The organism is Ruegeria sp. BA2, assembly GCF_056539605.1.
In genome coordinates this window covers 209,276-226,727 of record NZ_JBQFVE010000001.1, presented here as the reverse complement: position 1 = coordinate 226,727, position 17,452 = coordinate 209,276, and the positions used below count along the sequence as shown (strand labels likewise).

The following is a 17,452-nucleotide window of genomic DNA, read 5'->3' as shown; positions in this document are numbered from 1 at the left end:
CAGGCGGAGAACCGAAGATGTCAAATCAGTTGATGGCCGGAAAACGCGGCCTCATCATGGGACTGGCCAATGACAAATCAATCGCATGGGGGATAGCCCGCGCCTTGTCCGACGCCGGGGCCGAACTGGCCTTTTCTTATCAGGGGGATGCTCTGAAAAAACGCGTCGATCCCTTGGCGGCACAATTGGGCAGCGAGATTGTTTTGCCCTGTGACGTCAGCGACGAAACATCTATCGATGAACTGTTCAGCGCCCTTGAAGAGAAATGGGGCAAGCTGGACTTTGTTGTTCACGCCATCGGTTTTTCCGACAAGAACGAGCTGCGCGGGCGCTACGTTGATACTTCGCGCGCGAACTTTAACCTTACCATGGATGTTTCGGTCTATTCTTTCACTGCCGTTATGCAACGCGCGGAAAAGATGATGAACGAAGGTGGCAGTGCGGTCACCCTAACCTACTACGGTGCCGAGCAGGTCATGCCGCATTATAATGTGATGGGTGTTGCCAAAGCTGCCCTTGAGGCGTCGGTCAAGTATCTGGCCGAGGATCTAGGCAAAGACGGCATTCGCGTGAATTCGATTTCCGCGGGCCCGATCAAGACACTGGCCGCCAGCGGCATCGGCGATTTTCGCTATATCATGAAGTGGAACGAATATAACTCGCCGTTGCGCCGAAATGTGACCATCGATGACGTCGGTAAATCAGCCCTCTACCTGCTGTCGGATCTCAGCAGCGGGGTGACCGGTGAGAATCTTCACGTAGATTCGGGATATCACATCGTCGGCATGAAGGCGGTTGATGCGCCGGACGTGGAAAAAGGATAAAAACCATGAGCGCCAAGGACCGCCTGCCCCACGAAAAAGGCTTCCACATCAGTTGGGACCAGATTCATCGCGACTCACGTGCGCTGGCCTGGCGTTTGGATGGGCAAGGACCAGATGATGGTGCATGGCGAGCGGTTGTGGCAATTACCCGTGGCGGCATGGCCCCTGCGATGATTGTCAGCCGCGAGCTGGATATCCGTACCGTCGACACAGTCAGCGTGAAATCATACCACCATCAGTCGCAAGGCGAGGCCGAGGTTCTCAAGGCCCCCAACGCTGAATTGATGGGGGATGGCACCGGCATTCTGATTATCGACGACCTTGTCGACAGCGGCAAAACGCTGGAACTGGTGCGCGAAATGTATCCCAACGCGCATTTCGCGACGGTTTATGCCAAGCCCAAAGGGCGTCCGATGGTGGATACCTACATCACCGAGGTCAGCCAGGACACTTGGATATTCTTCCCATGGGATATGGCCCTGCAATATGTCGAACCCTATCGGGGTACAGATTAAGCAAGCGTTACAGCTTGAGCACTAAATTCACGGACTCACTATGACATTGACCCGCACCGCTGCCACCTTTGCCCCTCCGGTGATGGAGGCGCGGCGTTGGCTTGAAGGGGTCGAATTCACGGTCGACCGTCCGTTGATCAATGTCAGTCAGGCCGCCCCTGTTGATCCTCCGCCGCTCGCGCTGCGGCAGGCCATGGCTGAGTTTGCGGTCAGCCAAGACAGCGCTCATCTTTACGGTCCGGTTCTGGGCAATGATGATTTGCGATCTGAACTCGCAGCTCAGATCAGCGCGCACTATGCAGCAAAAGTTTCGGCAGATCAGGTTGCGATCACCTCGGGCTGCAATCAGGCCTTCTCGGCCGTAATATCCGCGATCACGGATCAGGGTGATGAGGTCATCCTGCCAACTCCCTGGTATTTCAACCATAAAATGTGGTTGGATATGGCCGGGGTCAAAGCGATTGATTTGCCCACCGGGGATGATTTGTTGCCTGATCCGGAACAGGCGCGTGCGCTGATCACAGGCAAAACACGGGCAATCGCGTTGGTGTCGCCGAACAATCCCGGCGGCGTGGAATATCCTTCAGAATTGGTGCGCCGCTTCTATGACCTTGCGCAAGAGGCGGGAATTCGGCTGTTGGTCGATGAAACCTACCGCGATTTCGACAGCCGAACCGGGGCTCCGCATGACTTGTTTCAGCAACCGGACTGGGACGAGACATTCGTGCATCTCTATTCGTTCTCAAAAGCCTATCGGCTGACCGGACATCGCGTGGGTGCCATTGCTGCGGGCGCTCCGCTATTAGCTGAGATTGAGAAATTTCTGGACACGGTCGCCATCTGCCCTGGCCAGATTGGGCAGTTCGCAGCGCTTTGGGGAATGCAGAACCTGTCTCAATGGGTTGCGGGCGAACGCAAAGAGATCCTTGATCGGCGGGCTGCTATTTCCGAAGGGATGCCGTTGATTGAAGCACAGGGCTGGTGCCTTCTGGGGCTGGGGGCGTATTTCGCCTATCTCGAACATCCCTTTGAGATTGCATCGGACGAACTGGCCCGGCAATTGGTCCCCGATGCCGGCATTCTACTGTTGCCCGGGACCATGTTCATGCCCGAACACGACCCCGCTGGAAAGCGACAGGTCCGGATCGCCTTTGCCAATCTCGATCGCGCAGGAATCGCGCAGTTGTTCGACCGTTTGAAGGCCCTGTCCTTCTAAGCTTGCCCCCCGGCTGCACGCATCGTATTCAGGGCCGCAACCGACAGGGCAGACACTTGCCGACAAAACCAAGAGGGCACCATGGCCGCAGGCATGAAAAACCTATCCAAAACCTTTGTCTGGATTCTCATGGGTCTTCTGATGCTGGGCCTTGCGGGCTTTGGCGCAACTAGCCTGACCGGCACCGTTCGCACTGTTGCCCAAGTTGGAGACGAAAGCGTCTCGGTCGATGAGTACTTCCGCGAGTTGCAGCGCGAAATTCGTGCCGTCGAAGCGCAAACCGGTCAGGCCATGCAGATTTCTCAGGCGCATGATCTTGGTCTCGACCAACTTGCCCTGTCGCGCCTGATCGCACTGGCCGCGCTTGATAATGAGGTTGGTCAGCTTGGCATTTCGATCGGCGACGAGAATCTGCAGAACGAGATCGTGCAGATCCCTGCGTTCCAGGGCGTCAACGGCACATTCGACCGCGAAGCTTATCGCTTTCAGCTCGAACAAGTAGGTATCACCGATTCCGAGTTCGAATCGGATCTGCGTAAAGAATCTGCCCGCACGATCGTTCAGGGCGCAGTCATGGGCGGGGTCGAGATGCCCCGCACGCTGACCGAAGCACTGTCAAACTATGTCTTGGCCCGCCGTAGCTTTACCGTTGCCACCCTGTCTGGCGATGTGTTGGAGACACCTATTGCGGAGCCGACTGACGCACAGGTTCAGGCCTATTACGACGAGAACTCCGATCAGTTCACCCTGCCCCGCACTAAGCAACTGACCTATGCGATTCTGTCGCCAGACATGCTGCTTGATACAATCGAAGTTGATGAGGATTCCCTGCGCCGCCTTTATGATCAGCGGGTGGATCAGTATTTTCAGCCCGAGCGTCGACTGGTTGAACGCCTGCCCTATCCCAGCGAAGAGGCCGCGACCGAGGCGCTGGCGCAGTTGGAAGTCGGCGGCGCAGATTTCGAACAATTGGTCCGCGATCGACAGCTTGAGCTGAGCGATGTTGATCTCGGCGACGTCACCCGCGAAGATCTGGGCGATGCTGCCGACGCCGTGTTCGCGGCTGAGATTGACGACGTGGTCGGCCCGCTTCCCACTGTATTCGGCCCTGCCTTGTTCCGGATCAATGGATCTCTGGCTGAAAACAATGTCACGTTTGAAGATGCCGTGCCTGAACTACGCGCAGAGCTTGCTGCCGACCGCGCGCGCCGTCAGATCGAGGCACAGGCCGAAGACATCAACGACCTGCTTGCAGGTGGCGCAACGCTGGAAGAACTGGTCGGTGAGACCGAAATGGAGTTGGGCCAGGTCGACTGGACCCAGCAAAGTGATGAAGGCGTCGCCGCGTATGACGGCTTCCGCGCAGCTGCACTTGCCGTTCAGGAAGGTGATTTTCCCGAGGTCGCATTTCTCGAAGACGGTTCGATCTTTGCCATGCGCTTGAATGAGGTTCTGGAACCGCGCCCAGAGCCTCTGGACAGTGCCCGCGCCCGTGTCGCCGATGCCTGGGTTCAGGTCGAAACCGCGAAAGCACTGCAAAATCAAGCCAATACGGTTCTGACACAGCTGGCGACCGATGGTGACTTCACCGCCACGGGCCTGCCTTTCCGGGTGGAAAACGCCCTGACCCGCACCGCTTTCCTAGAGGATGTTCCGATAGAATTCATGACTCAGGTCTTTGAAATGGAACCGGGTGAGCTGCGGGTCATACCCGGAAATGGCACAGCCTTGATTGTGCGTCTGGATGAAGAGCTGCCGCCAGCCGAAACAGATGAGCAACGCCAGATGCAGGATGCGCTGGCCGCGCAATTGGATCAGGCTTTGGCGCAAAACATCTTTGATATCTACGTGCGCGACGCCCAGACCCGCGCACGCCCTGTGCTGGATCAGCAAGCGCTGAACGCAGTACGGGCAAGTTACTAAAGAGACCGCAAATGGCCCTGACCCCGGATTTCGAAACCTTCGCACGCGCTTATGACGCGGGTGAAAATCAGGCTGTCTACACGCGCCTTGCTGCGGATCTGGATACGCCTGTGTCTCTGATGCTCAAGCTAACCGGCGCGCAAAAAGACGCATTCATGCTCGAGTCAGTGACCGGTGGCGAAGTGCGCGGGCGCTATTCGATCATTGGAATGAAGCCCGATCTTGTCTGGCGATGCAATGGTGAGTCGTCGGCCCTGAATCGATCTGCTCGGTTTGACGCGGAGGCATTCCAGCCGCAGGATGGTAACCCGATGGACAACCTGCGCGCCCTGCTGGCCGAAAGCCGCATCGCGCTGCCGGATGATCTGCCCCAAGCTGCCGCCGGGCTGTTTGGCTATCTGGGCTATGACATGGTGCGATTGGTCGAGTATCTACCGGATGTGAACCCCGATCCGTTGGGCCTGCCCGACGCGATCATGTTGCGTCCGTCGGTCATCGCCGTTCTGGACGGCGTCAAAGGTGAGGTGACCGTTGTCTCACCAGCTTGGGTCAGCGAAGGTCAAACCGCCAAGGCAGCTTATGCGCAAGCCGCCGAGCGCGTGATGGACGCGGTGCGCGATCTGGAACGCGCCATGCCCGCCGAAACCCGTGATCTAGGGGACGCCATCGAGGTCGGCCCTCCGACATCGAACTTCACCAAATCCGGTTATATGGAGGCCGTTGAAAAGGCCAAAGAATACATCCGCGCCGGTGATATCTTTCAGGTCGTTCCAGCCCAACGCTGGACGCAGGATTTCCCGCAGCCCCCCTTTGCACTCTACCGCTCGCTTCGGCGCACCAACCCGTCGCCATTTATGTTCTACTTCAACTTCGGCGGATTTCAGGTTGTAGGCGCAAGCCCCGAGATTCTGGTCCGCGTCTTTGGTGATGAAGTCACGATACGCCCCATCGCTGGCACCCGTCCACGCGGTGCGACGCCCGAAGAGGACAAGGCGAACGAGATCGATCTGCTGGCCGACAAGAAAGAACTGGCCGAGCATCTGATGCTGCTGGATTTGGGTCGTAACGACACTGGTCGCGTTGCCAAGATCGGCACCGTACGACCCACCGAAGAGTTCATAATCGAACGCTACAGCCACGTGATGCACATCGTGTCAAACGTTGTCGGAGAGCTGGCCGAAGATAAAGACGCGCTGGATGCCTTCTTTGCCGGGATGCCTGCCGGGACCGTCTCAGGCGCGCCCAAGGTCCGCGCTATGGAGATCATCGACGAGCTGGAGCCTGAAAAGCGCGGCCTTTACGGCGGCGGCGTCGGCTATTTCAGCGCTGGTGGCGACATGGATATGTGCATCGCTTTGCGCACAGCCATTGTGAAGGACCACAAGCTCTATATTCAAGCTGGCGGAGGCGTTGTCTATGACAGCGATCCCGAAGCGGAATATATGGAGACGGTCCATAAATCCAACGCTATCCGCCGCGCGGCAGCGGATGCAGCGCGTTTTACCGGTAGCGGAAACAGCTAATAGGTCGACGGCAGTTAATTGCTGTTAGCCATCCGTCGGGGTTTCAGGATTGTCCTGCTGAACCTCTTTCATCATGACCGCTGAGATTGGCGCCATGGCCACGCGGCTGCCGCGGTCCTCAAGGCCCCACAGCAGTAGGGCCGAAATCGTTTCGGGGCGAAGGCGCCCTAACATGACGACGGCCCCCTCCTGCCCGGCTCGGAATGCGGCCTGATCAAGAAAACGGCGCATGATCTTAGGATCCTGCCTGGCGCCGTCGAAATCGCGGAACACGACGCTTGAAGGAATCCCGTTTCGCGCGGCCAGTTTCTGCGCGGTGTTCAGGCCGTTGTCCTGCGTCACCAAACCTCGCCCGGTATCGCCTGCAATCGCCGCGACTTGATCGGCCAGCTTTCGGTTGCCCTGAATGCCGGTTCCGACGCCTTCCAAAATGCCAACGGTGTGCGGTAATTCATCCAACCAAACCGACAGCGACACTTCGGCATCCTGTGCGCTGGCTGCTTCGTGCATGTCAATCAACGCCAGGACTTCGAACCCTGCTGCGCGGTGACGCGCCATCTTCTCAGCCGCTTCTGGGTCTGACGGACTTATGGCAAAACTAAGTGGATATGGAAAATCCTGAAGCGCCTCGGCCCCAAAGGCCCCTTCATCATCGATCAAAATGATCGACATGAGCGGTTTGGAGTCCGGGTTATCGAAACTTGCCGCATGGGCCTCGATTGGCTTTGCCTCTACTTCGGGCACGACCTCAGCTTGCTCCGCCGGAGCATCATCCCGTTCGGTCAGTGGAATGATACGTTTACCTGCCAGCGAGCCGTTCAATGCGGTATCACCGTCGCCACCGATTTGCGGCAGCTGCAGGACACGAGGCTGCTGAACCGGGCGCGTATCTTCTTCGCCCTCAACAGCGATCGGATTGTCTTCGGGTACGAGCTCAACTTCCGGCGTCTCGACAGGCACATCTGGCAAGGCCTCGGTTTCTGGCTGCAGCGCCGCGATCTGAGGTGCTTGTTCTTTAGGTTCTTCTTCCACCACTTCCGGTTCTGGGACCAACTCTGGCTCTGGCGGAGGTGGAGCTTCTGCAAGCGTTGCCGGTTCGGCCTCTTGCTTTGGCGCTTCTGGCTCGACCAGCGGTGCGGGCGGCGCGGCCGGGGCCTGCGTCTGGACAGTCACTGCCGGAGCGGAAATGCCTTCGGGCGCGGAAGTCTCGGACGGCGTTGCAACTGTTTCGGGGCGCGCGCCCGGTTCCAACTCTATGCCAGCCAACCCATCCAGGGAATCTGACGATACTTCAGGAGCCTCTGGCCCAGACGGCGGCAATTCCACCAGATCAGCATCAACGCTGCTTTCGTCAACCTTCGCAGGCTCGACGGGCTTGGGCGCATCAGCAACTTCGGGGGCTGTTGCCGCCACTTCTGGTTTGCGCGTCAAAGGTGTGGTAAGCGACAAAACTGCGCCCAGTGCCAATACCGAGACCGCCCCGGCGATCAATCCACCGTAAAATCCGCCCATCGAATTCTCGCCTCTCGCGTTGTTTCGTGCCTCTTTCGCCCGGACACCATCTTTCGTGGCGCTTACTTGTACTGTGTCAAGTTGGGTATGTCCTCTTGACGCTGCCGCGCAAGCCTGAGCATGTATGTCCCGACATCATACCGCGCCTGAGGCCTGCATCGCCAGCCCGAAATGGCCATAAGAAGATAAGTGCTCAAATGCTGCTGCTGATCGACAACTATGACTCGTTTACCTACAACCTCGTTCACTATCTGGGTGAGCTTGGGGCCGAGATGGTCGTGCGCCGGAATGACGCGCTGGATGTGCAGGAAGCGATGGCGATGAACCCGGCTGGTATCCTGCTGAGCCCTGGCCCTTGTGACCCTGATCAGGCGGGCATCTGTCTGGCGCTAACCGTAGCAGCCGCTGAGACCCAAACGCCACTAATGGGCGTCTGCCTTGGCCATCAGACGATCGGTCAGGCTTTTGGCGGAAAGGTTGTGCGCTGCCATGAAATCGTTCACGGCAAGATGGGCACGATGAAGCACACCGGAAAAGGCGTATTCGCAGGTCTTCCTTCACCCTTCGAGGCGACACGTTATCATTCTCTGATCGTCGAGCGCGAAAGCCTCCCTGACTGCCTTGAAATCACCGCCGAGCTTGAAGACGGCACGATCATGGGGTTGCAACACAAAGAGCTGCCGATTCACGGCGTTCAATTCCACCCGGAATCCATCGCCTCTGAACACGGGCACGCCCTACTCAAGAATTTCCTGAATGAAATGAAAGTCCCAGCATGAGCGACGCTCTGAAACCGCTGATCGGTGCTGCGGCTGACCGACCTCTGACCCGTACCGAGGCTGAGCAGGCCTTTGGCATTCTTTTTGATGGCGCAGCAACACCCAGCCAAATCGGCGGTTTGCTGATGGCAATGCGTACTCGGGGTGAAACGGTAGATGAATACGCGGCGGCTGCCGCCGTGATGAGGGCGAAATGCAATGCAGTGAAAGCCCCGGCTGGTGCGATGGATATCGTTGGAACCGGGGGTGACGGCAAGGGTACGCTGAACATCTCGACTGCCACCGCTTTTGTGACTGCAGGTGCTGGAGTCACGGTTGCCAAGCACGGCAACCGAAATCTCAGTTCGAAATCCGGCGCGGCAGATGCGCTTGGCCAGCTCGGCATCAACGTGATGGTCGGGCCGGAAGTTGTTGAAAAAGCGCTGCAAGAGGTCGGCATTGGCTTCATGATGGCCCCGATGCATCACCCTGCCATCGCCCATGTCATGCCATCACGGCAAGAGCTTGGGACGCGCACGATCTTTAACATTCTCGGTCCACTCACCAACCCCGCTGGGGTAAAGCGGCAACTGACCGGAGCGTTCAGCAAAGACCTGATCCGCCCGATGGCGGAAACGTTGGGCCTGCTGGGTGCTGAGCATGCGTGGTTGGTGCATGGCTCTGACGGAACTGATGAATTGACGATCACAGGCATCAGCTGGGTCGCCTCGGTAAAAGATGGCGCAGTGAAGGAAGTCGAGCTTCACCCAGAAGACGCTGGCCTGCCCGTACATCCGTTCGAAGACATCGTCGGTGGCACGCCGGAAGAAAACGCCGTCGCATTCCGCGCATTGCTTGATGGCCAACCCTCGGCCTATCGTGATGCGGTGCTGCTAAACTCTGCCGCTGCCCTTGTCGTCGCAGACGCCGCAAGCGATTTGCGCGAAGGGGTCGCGATGGCTGCTGAAAGCATCGACAGCGGAAAGGCCCGCGACAAGATTAACGCGCTGGCACGCATTACACAGGAAGCCGCATGACAGAGACCGTTCTGGATAGGATCAAAGCCTACAAATTAGAAGAAGTTGCCTCAGACAAGGCAAATAAGTCTCTGGAAACATTGGAGTCCGAGGCCCGTAGTGCACCAGAGGTGCGCGAATTTGCAGAAGCTTTGCACAAGGCAACCCGCACTGGGTATGGGCTAATTGCAGAAGTTAAGAAGGCCAGCCCGTCCAAGGGATTGATCCGCGAAGATTTCAATCCGCCTGCATTGGCCCAAGCCTATGAAGCTGGAGGGGCCGCCTGCCTTTCGGTTCTTACAGACACACCAAGCTTTCAGGGGGCGAAAAACTTCCTGACCGAAGCGCGCGCGGCGTGTTCGCTGCCCGCACTGCGCAAGGATTTCATGTATGATCCCTATCAGGTGGTCGAGGCCCGAGCTCTGGGTGCCGACTGTATCCTGATTATAATGGCCTCGGTCGAAGACGCGCAGGCGGCAGAGCTTGAGCAAACTGCTTTCGATTGGGGAATGGATGTTCTGATCGAAGTGCATGATGCCGAAGAACTGGAGCGGGCGACACAGTTGAAAAGCCCCCTGATCGGGATAAACAACCGCAATCTCAAGACCTTCGAGACAAGTCTTGATACGACGCGCCATCTGTCAAAGCTGGTTCCCGCGGATCGCACGATTGTCTGCGAAAGCGGCCTGAGTACTCCGGCCGATCTCGCCGATATCGCGCGTTATGGCGCGCGTTGCTTCCTGATTGGTGAAAGCCTGATGCGTCAGGATGATGTGGCTAGCGCCACCCGTTCACTGCTGGCCAATCCATTGATCCCCGGAGTGATGTGATGCCACTGACGCATTTTGATGCCAAAGGTGAGGCCCACATGGTGGATGTGTCTGACAAGGCCGTCACCGACAGGGTTGCGGTCGCCGCCGGTCACATCAAGATGGCGCAAGAAACATTTGATATCATTTCTGAAGGGCGCGCCAAGAAAGGCGATGTGCTGGGCGTTGCACGGCTTGCAGGTATCATGGGCGCCAAAAAGACGCCGGATCTCATACCACTCTGTCATCCATTACCCGTCACCAAAGTCGCTGTTGAGCTTACTCTGGACCCCGATCTTCCCGGCGTTCAGATTGAAGCCACCGTTAAGACCTCGGGGCAGACCGGAGTCGAGATGGAGGCGCTGACTGCAGTCTCAACAGCAGCATTGACCGTTTATGACATGACCAAGGCCGTGGATAAGGCGATGGAAATCGGCGGCATTCGGGTATTGCTGAAAGATGGCGGAAAATCAGGTCGTTACGAGGCGTCATGATATCAGTAGAAGAAGCGCGCGCGCTGCTGTTTGATCTGGTTTCCCCTCTGCCGGCAGAAACCGTTGGCCTTTCCGATGCAAGCGGTCGTGTTTTGGCGCAAGATGTCACCGCAACCCGTGATCAGCCCCCTTTTGCGGCCTCCTCAATGGATGGATACGCGGTTAAGGCGACCGAAGTTGAACTGCACGCGATGTTCAAGGTTGTGGGAGAGTCTGCAGCCGGACAGCGCTTTGAACGAAACGTCGGCCCAGGACAGGCGGTGCGGATATTCACTGGCGCGCCCGTCCCTAATGGTGCGGATTTCGTGGTCATTCAGGAAGATGTCGACCGGCGCGGCAATCTAATCACGATAACGGACATCCCCGGCGAAAAGACCAATATCCGTCCAGCAGGTATCGATTTCGCCATTGGTACAGAAATCAAGGCTCCCCGCCGGATCAGGCCGGAAGACATTGCGCTGATGGCGGCGATGAACGTTGCATCAGTTCCTGTGGCGCGCAAACCTATCGTCGCATTGATCTCGACTGGCAACGAACTGGTGATGCCCGGTGAAACGCCCGGGCCTGATCAAATCATAGCCTCGAATACCTTTGGCTTGAAAGCGTTGCTTGAAAACAACGGCGCGCATGTACGTGTGCTTCCGATTGCACGAGACACTGTTGCGTCACTGGAAACCGCTTTTGGCTTGGCGCAGGGCGCAGACCTTGTCGTGACCATTGGTGGGGCTTCGGTCGGCGAATATGATCTGGTTGCAGATGTGTCAGAGGGTCTTGGTCTGGAACAGTCATTCTACAAGATTCGCATGCGCCCCGGCAAACCGCTGATGGCCGGGCACTTGGGCGATGCCGCAATGGTTGGCCTGCCCGGCAACCCTGTCAGCGCCATGGTTTGTGGTTATCTTTTTCTGGTTCCGATGGTGCGCCACATGCTGGGAATAGATCAGGTGCTTTCGCCTCTGCAACAGGCCCGGCTGACGGCTCCGCTTGCTCAAAACGGTGGGCGCGAACATTACATGCGCGCAGTTGTAGACCGCGGCGGTATTCGCGCTTGTGGTGATCAAGACAGCTCGCTGCTTAGCGTTCTGGCGCAGGCAAATGCGTTGATTGTACGCCAGCCCAACGATCCAGCGCGCACCGTTGGTGAAGACGTCACCTACCTGCCGATTTAGCAAATCCGTTGACACAAAACGTGAACATGCGTAGAACAAAAGAAAACGCATGAGCGATGAGGTGCGAGCGATGCTGACCAAGAAGCAATTGGATTTGCTGGAATTCATCCACAAACGCGTGCAAGCGGACGGTGTTCCGCCCAGTTTTGATGAAATGAAGGCGGCGTTGGACCTGCGTTCCAAATCCGGAATCCACCGACTGATCACCGCGCTGGAGGAACGAGGCTTTATCCGCCGTCTCGCCCACAGGGCGCGCGCCATAGAAATCGTGAAGCTGCCCGAAAGTTTGGGCGGTGAACCCACGGCGGGTTTCAAACCTCGCGTGATCGAAGGCGACCGTCCAGAAGGTCCTCGCCCCGCCAATTTCGAACCTGTCACCGTTGATGCGATGGAATTGCCTGTGATGGGCCGGATCGCAGCTGGTGTTCCGATCGAAGCGATCAGACATGTCTCACACCGCGTTGCTGTACCGGGATCAATGGTTTCGGGCCGTGGAGAGCATTATGCGCTCGAGGTTCGGGGTGACTCCATGATCGAAGCGGGGATCAATGATGGCGATGTGGTGGTCATCCGCGAAACCACAGCTGCTGATAATGGTGATATCGTGGTTGCGCTGGTCGAGGATCAGGAGGCTACTCTGAAACGCTTCTTCCGCCGCGGTCAGGCCATCGCGCTAGAAGCAGCCAATCCAGCCTATGAAACCCGCGTTCTGCCTGAAGATAAAGTGAAGGTTCAGGGTCGTCTGGTCGGTCTGATCCGCAGCTACTGACGCGACTTAGGCGACCACAAGCGACGGCCTGAGACATAGGTGCTGGTCAATACCCGACCCTTTGACAGCGCAAGACTGCCTGTCTTTTGCAGTGTCTCAAGATCATAGACACTGCATGCCCCTTTCAGCGACAGAGAGACTGGTGCAATTACGATCTGATCTGGATCACACTCATCGAATGCAAGCGCTGCGCGTTTACCCGTCAGGTGCACAAGCTCTTTGCCACCCATCAGGTAACGCTGAACACCTTCGGTAGGCTCGGGCCAACGCAGCGCAGCCTTGGTCTGATCTACGCCATCCCCGTCATTTTCCAACCAAACTGATGCGACAAATCCGCTACCTTTGGGTTTACTCAGCGCACGTCCCTCTTCGGTCATGACGCCGACAAGACCCCCGGTATCAGCGATCAGAACATCAGGCCGGCTGCCCTGCCCCCACATCGCAATAGCCACCACCGCAGGAGCCACGCCGATCCATCGCGCGCGACCTTGCCACAAGATCAACCATAGGACCGACATTGTCAGAACGGGCAGAACAAATCCCAATGGGCTGACAACAAATCCCCGTGCGCCCTCGAGATCCGATACCCAATGTGCAACGGCGAGTATCCATCTCAGCCCCAAACCCATCACATGCAGCGCGATTGCTTCAAGCCCGAAGGGCGCAAGGAGCGCTGCAACAACGGCGCTGGGAACGACAAGCGTACCCATCACGGGCACCGAAACGAGGTTCGCCACTAATCCGTAGTGCGAGACGGTATTGAAATGCGCGGCCCCAATTGGCGCGGTTGCGATCCCCGCAATGGCTGAAGACATTAGCAAAGCAAGCACCGGTCGGAACCACTTTGGGCCGGGCATTGGACCGTAGTTGCGCAGGGCCCCAAACGCTGCAACAAGCGCGGTCGTGGCAGCAAATGACATCTGAAATCCCGGGCTCAGCAAGGTTTCAGGTCGCAACACCAGAACGATCAGCGCAGCAACTGCCACCGCACGCAGTGAAATCGCGCGGCGATCCAGCAGCACCGCCCCCAACATGACACAAACCATAACAAATGCCCGTTCGGTTGCTACATTTCCACCAGAGAGGAACAAATAGATCGTAGCGGCAAACAAGGCGCAGATGGCTGCCAGTTTCCGAACAGGTGCACGCAGCGCAAGTGCAGGCATCATCGAAAACCCAACGCGACAAGCCACGAAAACAAAGCCGGTCAGCAACCCCATATGCAAACCAGAAATCGCAAGAAGATGTGCCAGATTAGATGCGCGCAGCGCCTCAAGCGAGGATTGCCCCATTCCGCTGCGATCTCCGGTGGTGACAGCAGCGGCAAACCCTCCGACCTCGCCAGGTAGGATCGCGCGCACCCGGTCCGAGATGGCCATGCGCCAGGCCGTTACACGAACGCCGTCACGCCCATCTTGGGCCGGCGCCGAGGTCAAAACCGGGACGCGGGTGTATCCGACAGCGCCAAGCTGCTGAAACCAAGCGTGGCGTCGAAAATCAAAACCGCCAGGCTCGACAGGTCCTTGCGGCGGCGAAAGATGGGCGGTGGTCATGATCCTTTGGCCTGGCGAAAGGTTCACGGTGTCACCATGAATGGATAGCCGGATGCGCTGTGGTCTCTGGTCAACAGGCACGTCCCCGATCCGCACCTGATCCAGTGTCACCCGCAACGCATCCGACGCAGAGCGGTCCAGCGCCGCGACCCTCCCCTCGACTGGGCCGTAATAGCGCCATTGCAGAACCGGCTCTGCAACCGTATGAGCCCGAGCGCCTGCCAACAGAAATCCTGTTGCGATCAGCGCCATTCCGACGGCCAGCGGACGCCAGGCAACCCCGATCCAGCGCGCCGCCGCCAACAAAAGCAACGCAAATGCCAGAACGCCGACGTACAGGTCAGCTGCGGGCTCGAACCTCAGGCCGAAATACCCGCCGATGCCGACAGCCAGACAAATCGGAGACCACGGAAACAAATGTCCCCGCTGGGTCAGCAATGCGGTCTCGACCCGTGTCAGAGCACGCATGGTTGCCCCCGTCCTTCGGGCTGGGTAGATAGTCGCCAAACTATGCCCGCGAAGGTTACCAAAAGGTTAATCCACACCATGTCCGATCAGGTCGTCACCCGCTTTGCCCCCTCTCCCACCGGTTTTTTGCACATTGGTGGCGCGCGCACTGCGTTGTTCAACTGGCTTTATGCGCGGGGCCGTAGGGGCAAATTCCTGCTGCGGATCGAAGATACGGATCGCGAGCGGTCAACCCCCGAAGCGACCGCTGCGATTCTGCAGGGTATGGCGTGGCTCGGGCTGGATCACGATGGCGATGTCATCAGCCAGTTCGATGGCGCTGACCGGCACGCCGAAGTTGCACATCAACTGCTGTCCGAGGGTAAGGCTTACAAGTGTTTTTCGACGCAGGAAGAAATCGCGGCATTCCGCGAACAGGCACGCGCTGAAGGCAAGTCGACCCTGTTTCGTAGCCCCTGGCGGGATGCCGAACCCTCATCGCACCCTGAAGCCCCTTATGTGATCCGCATAAAGGCCCCGCAGGACGGCTCCACCATCATCCGTGATCAGGTTCAAGGCGAAGTCACCATTCGCAACGATCAGCTGGATGACATGATCCTGCTGCGTTCGGATGGAACACCCGTCTATATGCTGGCCGTTGTAGTTGATGACCACGACATGGGCGTGACCCATGTAATCCGGGGTGACGATCACCTCAACAACGCGGCCCGTCAGATGATGATCTACGAGGCGATGGGCTGGGACGTTCCATTCTGGGCGCATATCCCATTGATTCACGGCCCAGATGGCAAAAAACTCAGCAAGCGCCATGGAGCATTGGGGGCGCAAGAGTATCAAGCCATGGGATATCCGGCAGCCGGAATGCGCAATTATCTGGCGCGGTTGGGTTGGAGCCACGGAGACGACGAATTCTTTACGGATACGCAAGCCAAAGAGTGGTTTGACCTTGATGGCATCGGCAAAAGCCCGGCGCGATTTGACATGAAAAAGCTGGAAAACCTGTGTGGCCAGCATATTGCCGTTGGGGAAGATGCTGCATTGCAGCAAGAGATTCAGGAGTATCTGAAATCGGCTGGTTTGCCACTTCTGTCTGAAACACAATCGAGTGATTTGATCCGTGCAATGTATTGCCTCAAAGATCGGGCGCGCACTTTCCCAGAATTACTTGAAAAAGCTGAATTTATCCTTACATCACGGCCAATTCAACCGGATGAAAAGGCGGCAAAGGCGCTTGCATCTGTATCCGATGGTATACTGAATGAATTGACGCCGCAGCTGCAAAATGCTAGCTGGTCTCGCAACGAACTGGAGGAGACCCTGAATTCGTTCGCAGAGGCGAATGGGGTTAAGTTCGGCAAACTGGCTGGTCCGCTGCGCGCGGCGCTGGCGGGCCGAGCAGTAACACCTTCGGTATTTGACATGATGCTTGTGCTTGGGCGGGATGAAACCCTGGCGCGGCTTTCTGATGCAGCGAACCTGACCTGATTTCACATTAGGGTAACGCTGCTCCGTTAATGACGGACTGCGCTGCTGAACGCAGTCGTTGCCTGCTTGTCGGACAACGAGCCGACATGTGCACGAATGAAGAAGGGATAAACATGACCGAGAGCCAAAAAACAGCCAAACTGACTGTCCACGGCGAAAGCTATGATCTGCCGGTATTTTCTCCGACTGCGGGGCCCGATGTGATCGATATTCGCAAGCTCTATGGTCAGGCTGGCGTCTTTACCTACGATCCAGGCTTCACCTCGACTGCAAGCTGTGACAGCACCATCACTTTTATTGACGGTGACAAGGGCGAACTGCTGCATCGCGGCTACCCGATTGAACAAATTGCGTCCAAATCGCACTTCTTAGAGCTGAGCTATCTGCTGCTATATGGCGAGTTGCCGTCCGCTAATGATCTCGAAAACTTTGAGACCACGATCACCCGTCACACGATGCTGCACGAACAAATGCAGTATTTCTATCGCGGGTTCCGCCGGGATGCGCATCCGATGGCCATCATGGTGGGTGTTGTCGGGGCGATGTCTGCGTTCTATCACGATTCGACCGATATTTCTGACCCGCGTCAGCGTGAGGTTGCTTCGCACCGTCTGATCGCGAAGATGCCGACCATTGCGGCATGGGCCTATAAGTACCACATTGGTCAGCCCTTTGTGTATCCGCGCAATGATCTGGACTATGCGTCGAACTTCCTGCGCATGTGTTTCGCGGTTCCTGCTGAGGACTATGAAGTAAACCCGATTCTGGCGCGCGCCATGGATCGCATCTTTATGTTGCAGGCCGATCATGAGCAAAACGCATCGACCTCGACCGTACGCCTGGCGTCTTCATCTGGTGCGAATCCGTTCGCGTGTATTGCGGCAGGCATCGCCTGCCTCTGGGGACCCGCACATGGTGGCGCGAACCAAGCATGCCTTGAAATGCTGGAAGAAATTGGCAGCGTGGACCGTATCCCAGAGTTCATTGAGCGCGCCAAAGACAAGGATGATCCATTCCGCCTGATGGGTTTTGGCCACCGTGTCTATAAGAACTTTGACCCACGTGCGAAGGTTATGAAGCAATCAGCGGACGAAGTTCTTGACCTGCTGGGCATCGAAAACAACCCCAAGCTGCAGGTCGCAAAGGCGCTGGAAAAACAGGCGCTGGAAGATCCATATTTCATCGAAAAGAAACTGTTCCCGAATGTCGATTTCTATTCGGGAATCGTGATGGAAGCGATGGGCTTCCCAACCTCGATGTTCACTCCGATCTTCGCTCTGTCGCGCACGGTTGGCTGGGTCAGCCAGTGGAAAGAAATGATTGCCGATCCACAGAACAAGATTGGTCGTCCGCGTCAGCTGTATCTAGGCGAGACAAGCCGCGATTATGTAGACATCGAAAATCGCTGACCAACAGTC

The 17,452-nt window shown here is 57.3% G+C and carries 15 protein-coding genes; 13 read left to right on the top strand and 2 right to left on the bottom strand.

What is annotated here, in order from left to right:
• The first annotated feature begins 17 nt into the window (after positions 1 to 17).
• From fabI to trpE, 5 genes are all read left to right on the top strand, one after another.
• The gene (gene fabI / locus ACR0NN_RS01115) at positions 18 to 824 is read left to right on the top strand and encodes an enoyl-ACP reductase FabI (RefSeq protein ID WP_170683724.1); all 807 of its coding nucleotides are present in this window, start codon (positions 18 to 20) and stop codon (positions 822 to 824) included.
• Between the two features lie 5 nt (positions 825 to 829).
• Positions 830 to 1,339, top strand: a complete 510-nt coding sequence (gpt, locus tag ACR0NN_RS01110) for a xanthine phosphoribosyltransferase (RefSeq protein ID WP_170683723.1) — start codon at positions 830 to 832, stop codon at positions 1,337 to 1,339.
• A 40-nt stretch (positions 1,340 to 1,379) separates the two neighbouring features.
• Positions 1,380 to 2,555, top strand: coding sequence for an aminotransferase (locus ACR0NN_RS01105; RefSeq protein ID WP_170718868.1), 1,176 nt, complete (start codon positions 1,380 to 1,382; stop codon positions 2,553 to 2,555).
• 81 nt (positions 2,556 to 2,636) lie between these two features.
• Positions 2,637 to 4,478: a SurA N-terminal domain-containing protein gene (locus tag ACR0NN_RS01100; protein ID WP_170718864.1), complete on the top strand. Its 1,842-nt coding sequence runs from the start codon at positions 2,637 to 2,639 to the stop codon at positions 4,476 to 4,478.
• An 11-nt stretch (positions 4,479 to 4,489) separates the two neighbouring features.
• Positions 4,490 to 6,001 (top strand): anthranilate synthase component I, encoded by a 1,512-nt coding sequence (gene trpE, locus ACR0NN_RS01095; protein WP_170718861.1) that lies wholly within the window; start codon positions 4,490 to 4,492, stop codon positions 5,999 to 6,001.
• A 24-nt stretch (positions 6,002 to 6,025) separates the two neighbouring features.
• Here trpE and ACR0NN_RS01090 read toward each other — a convergent pair whose 3' ends face one another.
• Positions 6,026 to 7,513 carry a divergent polysaccharide deacetylase family protein gene (locus tag ACR0NN_RS01090; protein ID WP_480683729.1) on the bottom strand — a complete coding sequence of 496 codons (1,488 nt, stop codon included), beginning with the start codon at positions 7,511 to 7,513 and terminating at the stop codon, positions 6,026 to 6,028.
• 197 nt (positions 7,514 to 7,710) lie between these two features.
• Between ACR0NN_RS01090 and ACR0NN_RS01085 the strand changes: the two genes are divergently transcribed.
• The 6 genes from ACR0NN_RS01085 (at position 7,711) to lexA (ending at position 12,528) form a co-directional block, all read left to right on the top strand.
• Positions 7,711 to 8,292, top strand: coding sequence for an aminodeoxychorismate/anthranilate synthase component II (locus tag ACR0NN_RS01085; protein ID WP_170718860.1), 582 nt, complete (start codon positions 7,711 to 7,713; stop codon positions 8,290 to 8,292).
• Entirely contained in the window at positions 8,289 to 9,308 is a 1,020-nt protein-coding gene (gene trpD, locus ACR0NN_RS01080; RefSeq protein ID WP_170683718.1) for an anthranilate phosphoribosyltransferase, read from the top strand. Before ACR0NN_RS01085 ends, trpD begins: the two co-directional genes overlap by 4 nt.
• Positions 9,305 to 10,117, top strand: a complete 813-nt coding sequence (gene trpC / locus ACR0NN_RS01075; protein WP_170683717.1) for an indole-3-glycerol phosphate synthase TrpC — start codon at positions 9,305 to 9,307, stop codon at positions 10,115 to 10,117. Before trpD ends, trpC begins: the two co-directional genes overlap by 4 nt.
• Complete coding sequence (moaC, locus tag ACR0NN_RS01070) at positions 10,117 to 10,590, top strand: cyclic pyranopterin monophosphate synthase MoaC (protein WP_170718858.1); 474 nt, start codon at positions 10,117 to 10,119, stop codon at positions 10,588 to 10,590. The genes trpC and moaC overlap by 1 nt, the downstream gene beginning before the upstream one ends.
• Positions 10,587 to 11,759, top strand: a complete 1,173-nt coding sequence (locus ACR0NN_RS01065) for a molybdopterin molybdotransferase MoeA (RefSeq protein ID WP_170718856.1) — start codon at positions 10,587 to 10,589, stop codon at positions 11,757 to 11,759. Before moaC ends, ACR0NN_RS01065 begins: the two co-directional genes overlap by 4 nt.
• Positions 11,760 to 11,829: 70 nt before the next feature.
• Positions 11,830 to 12,528, top strand: a complete 699-nt coding sequence (gene lexA / locus ACR0NN_RS01060; RefSeq protein WP_170720151.1) for a transcriptional repressor LexA — start codon at positions 11,830 to 11,832, stop codon at positions 12,526 to 12,528.
• Here the strand turns inward: lexA and ACR0NN_RS01055 are convergent.
• The gene (locus tag ACR0NN_RS01055; protein WP_170718854.1) at positions 12,522 to 14,549 is read right to left on the bottom strand and encodes a ComEC/Rec2 family competence protein; all 2,028 of its coding nucleotides are present in this window, start codon (positions 14,547 to 14,549) and stop codon (positions 12,522 to 12,524) included. The genes lexA and ACR0NN_RS01055 overlap by 7 nt on opposite strands.
• 78 nt (positions 14,550 to 14,627) lie before the next feature.
• Here ACR0NN_RS01055 and gltX point away from each other — a divergent pair, with 78 nt between their 5' ends.
• Complete coding sequence (gene gltX, locus ACR0NN_RS01050; RefSeq protein ID WP_170718852.1) at positions 14,628 to 16,034, top strand: glutamate--tRNA ligase; 1,407 nt, start codon at positions 14,628 to 14,630, stop codon at positions 16,032 to 16,034.
• 113 nt (positions 16,035 to 16,147) lie between these two features.
• Complete coding sequence (gltA, locus tag ACR0NN_RS01045; RefSeq protein ID WP_170683712.1) at positions 16,148 to 17,443, top strand: citrate synthase; 1,296 nt, start codon at positions 16,148 to 16,150, stop codon at positions 17,441 to 17,443.
• Positions 17,444 to 17,452: the final 9 nt, after the last annotated feature.

Excerpts from the sequence above, each read along its gene's own strand:
- ACR0NN_RS01090 (WP_480683729.1), bottom strand. The coding sequence starts at position 7,513 with ATGGGCGGATTTTACGGTGGATTGATCGCCGGGGCGGTCTCGGTATTG.
- moaC (WP_170718858.1), top strand. The coding sequence starts at position 10,117 with ATGCCACTGACGCATTTTGATGCCAAAGGTGAGGCCCACATGGTGGAT.
- ACR0NN_RS01100 (WP_170718864.1), top strand. The coding sequence starts at position 2,637 with ATGGCCGCAGGCATGAAAAACCTATCCAAAACCTTTGTCTGGATTCTC.
- trpD (WP_170683718.1), top strand. The coding sequence starts at position 8,289 with ATGAGCGACGCTCTGAAACCGCTGATCGGTGCTGCGGCTGACCGACCT.
- ACR0NN_RS01065 (WP_170718856.1), top strand. The coding sequence starts at position 10,587 with ATGATATCAGTAGAAGAAGCGCGCGCGCTGCTGTTTGATCTGGTTTCC.
- ACR0NN_RS01085 (WP_170718860.1), top strand. The coding sequence starts at position 7,711 with ATGCTGCTGCTGATCGACAACTATGACTCGTTTACCTACAACCTCGTT.
- ACR0NN_RS01055 (WP_170718854.1), bottom strand. The coding sequence starts at position 14,549 with ATGCGTGCTCTGACACGGGTCGAGACCGCATTGCTGACCCAGCGGGGA.
- lexA (WP_170720151.1), top strand. The coding sequence starts at position 11,830 with ATGCTGACCAAGAAGCAATTGGATTTGCTGGAATTCATCCACAAACGC.
- trpC (WP_170683717.1), top strand. The coding sequence starts at position 9,305 with ATGACAGAGACCGTTCTGGATAGGATCAAAGCCTACAAATTAGAAGAA.
- trpE (WP_170718861.1), top strand. The coding sequence starts at position 4,490 with ATGGCCCTGACCCCGGATTTCGAAACCTTCGCACGCGCTTATGACGCG.
- gltX (WP_170718852.1), top strand. The coding sequence starts at position 14,628 with ATGTCCGATCAGGTCGTCACCCGCTTTGCCCCCTCTCCCACCGGTTTT.
- ACR0NN_RS01105 (WP_170718868.1), top strand. The coding sequence starts at position 1,380 with ATGACATTGACCCGCACCGCTGCCACCTTTGCCCCTCCGGTGATGGAG.
- gpt (WP_170683723.1), top strand. The coding sequence starts at position 830 with ATGAGCGCCAAGGACCGCCTGCCCCACGAAAAAGGCTTCCACATCAGT.
- gltA (WP_170683712.1), top strand. The coding sequence starts at position 16,148 with ATGACCGAGAGCCAAAAAACAGCCAAACTGACTGTCCACGGCGAAAGC.
- fabI (WP_170683724.1), top strand. The coding sequence starts at position 18 with ATGTCAAATCAGTTGATGGCCGGAAAACGCGGCCTCATCATGGGACTG.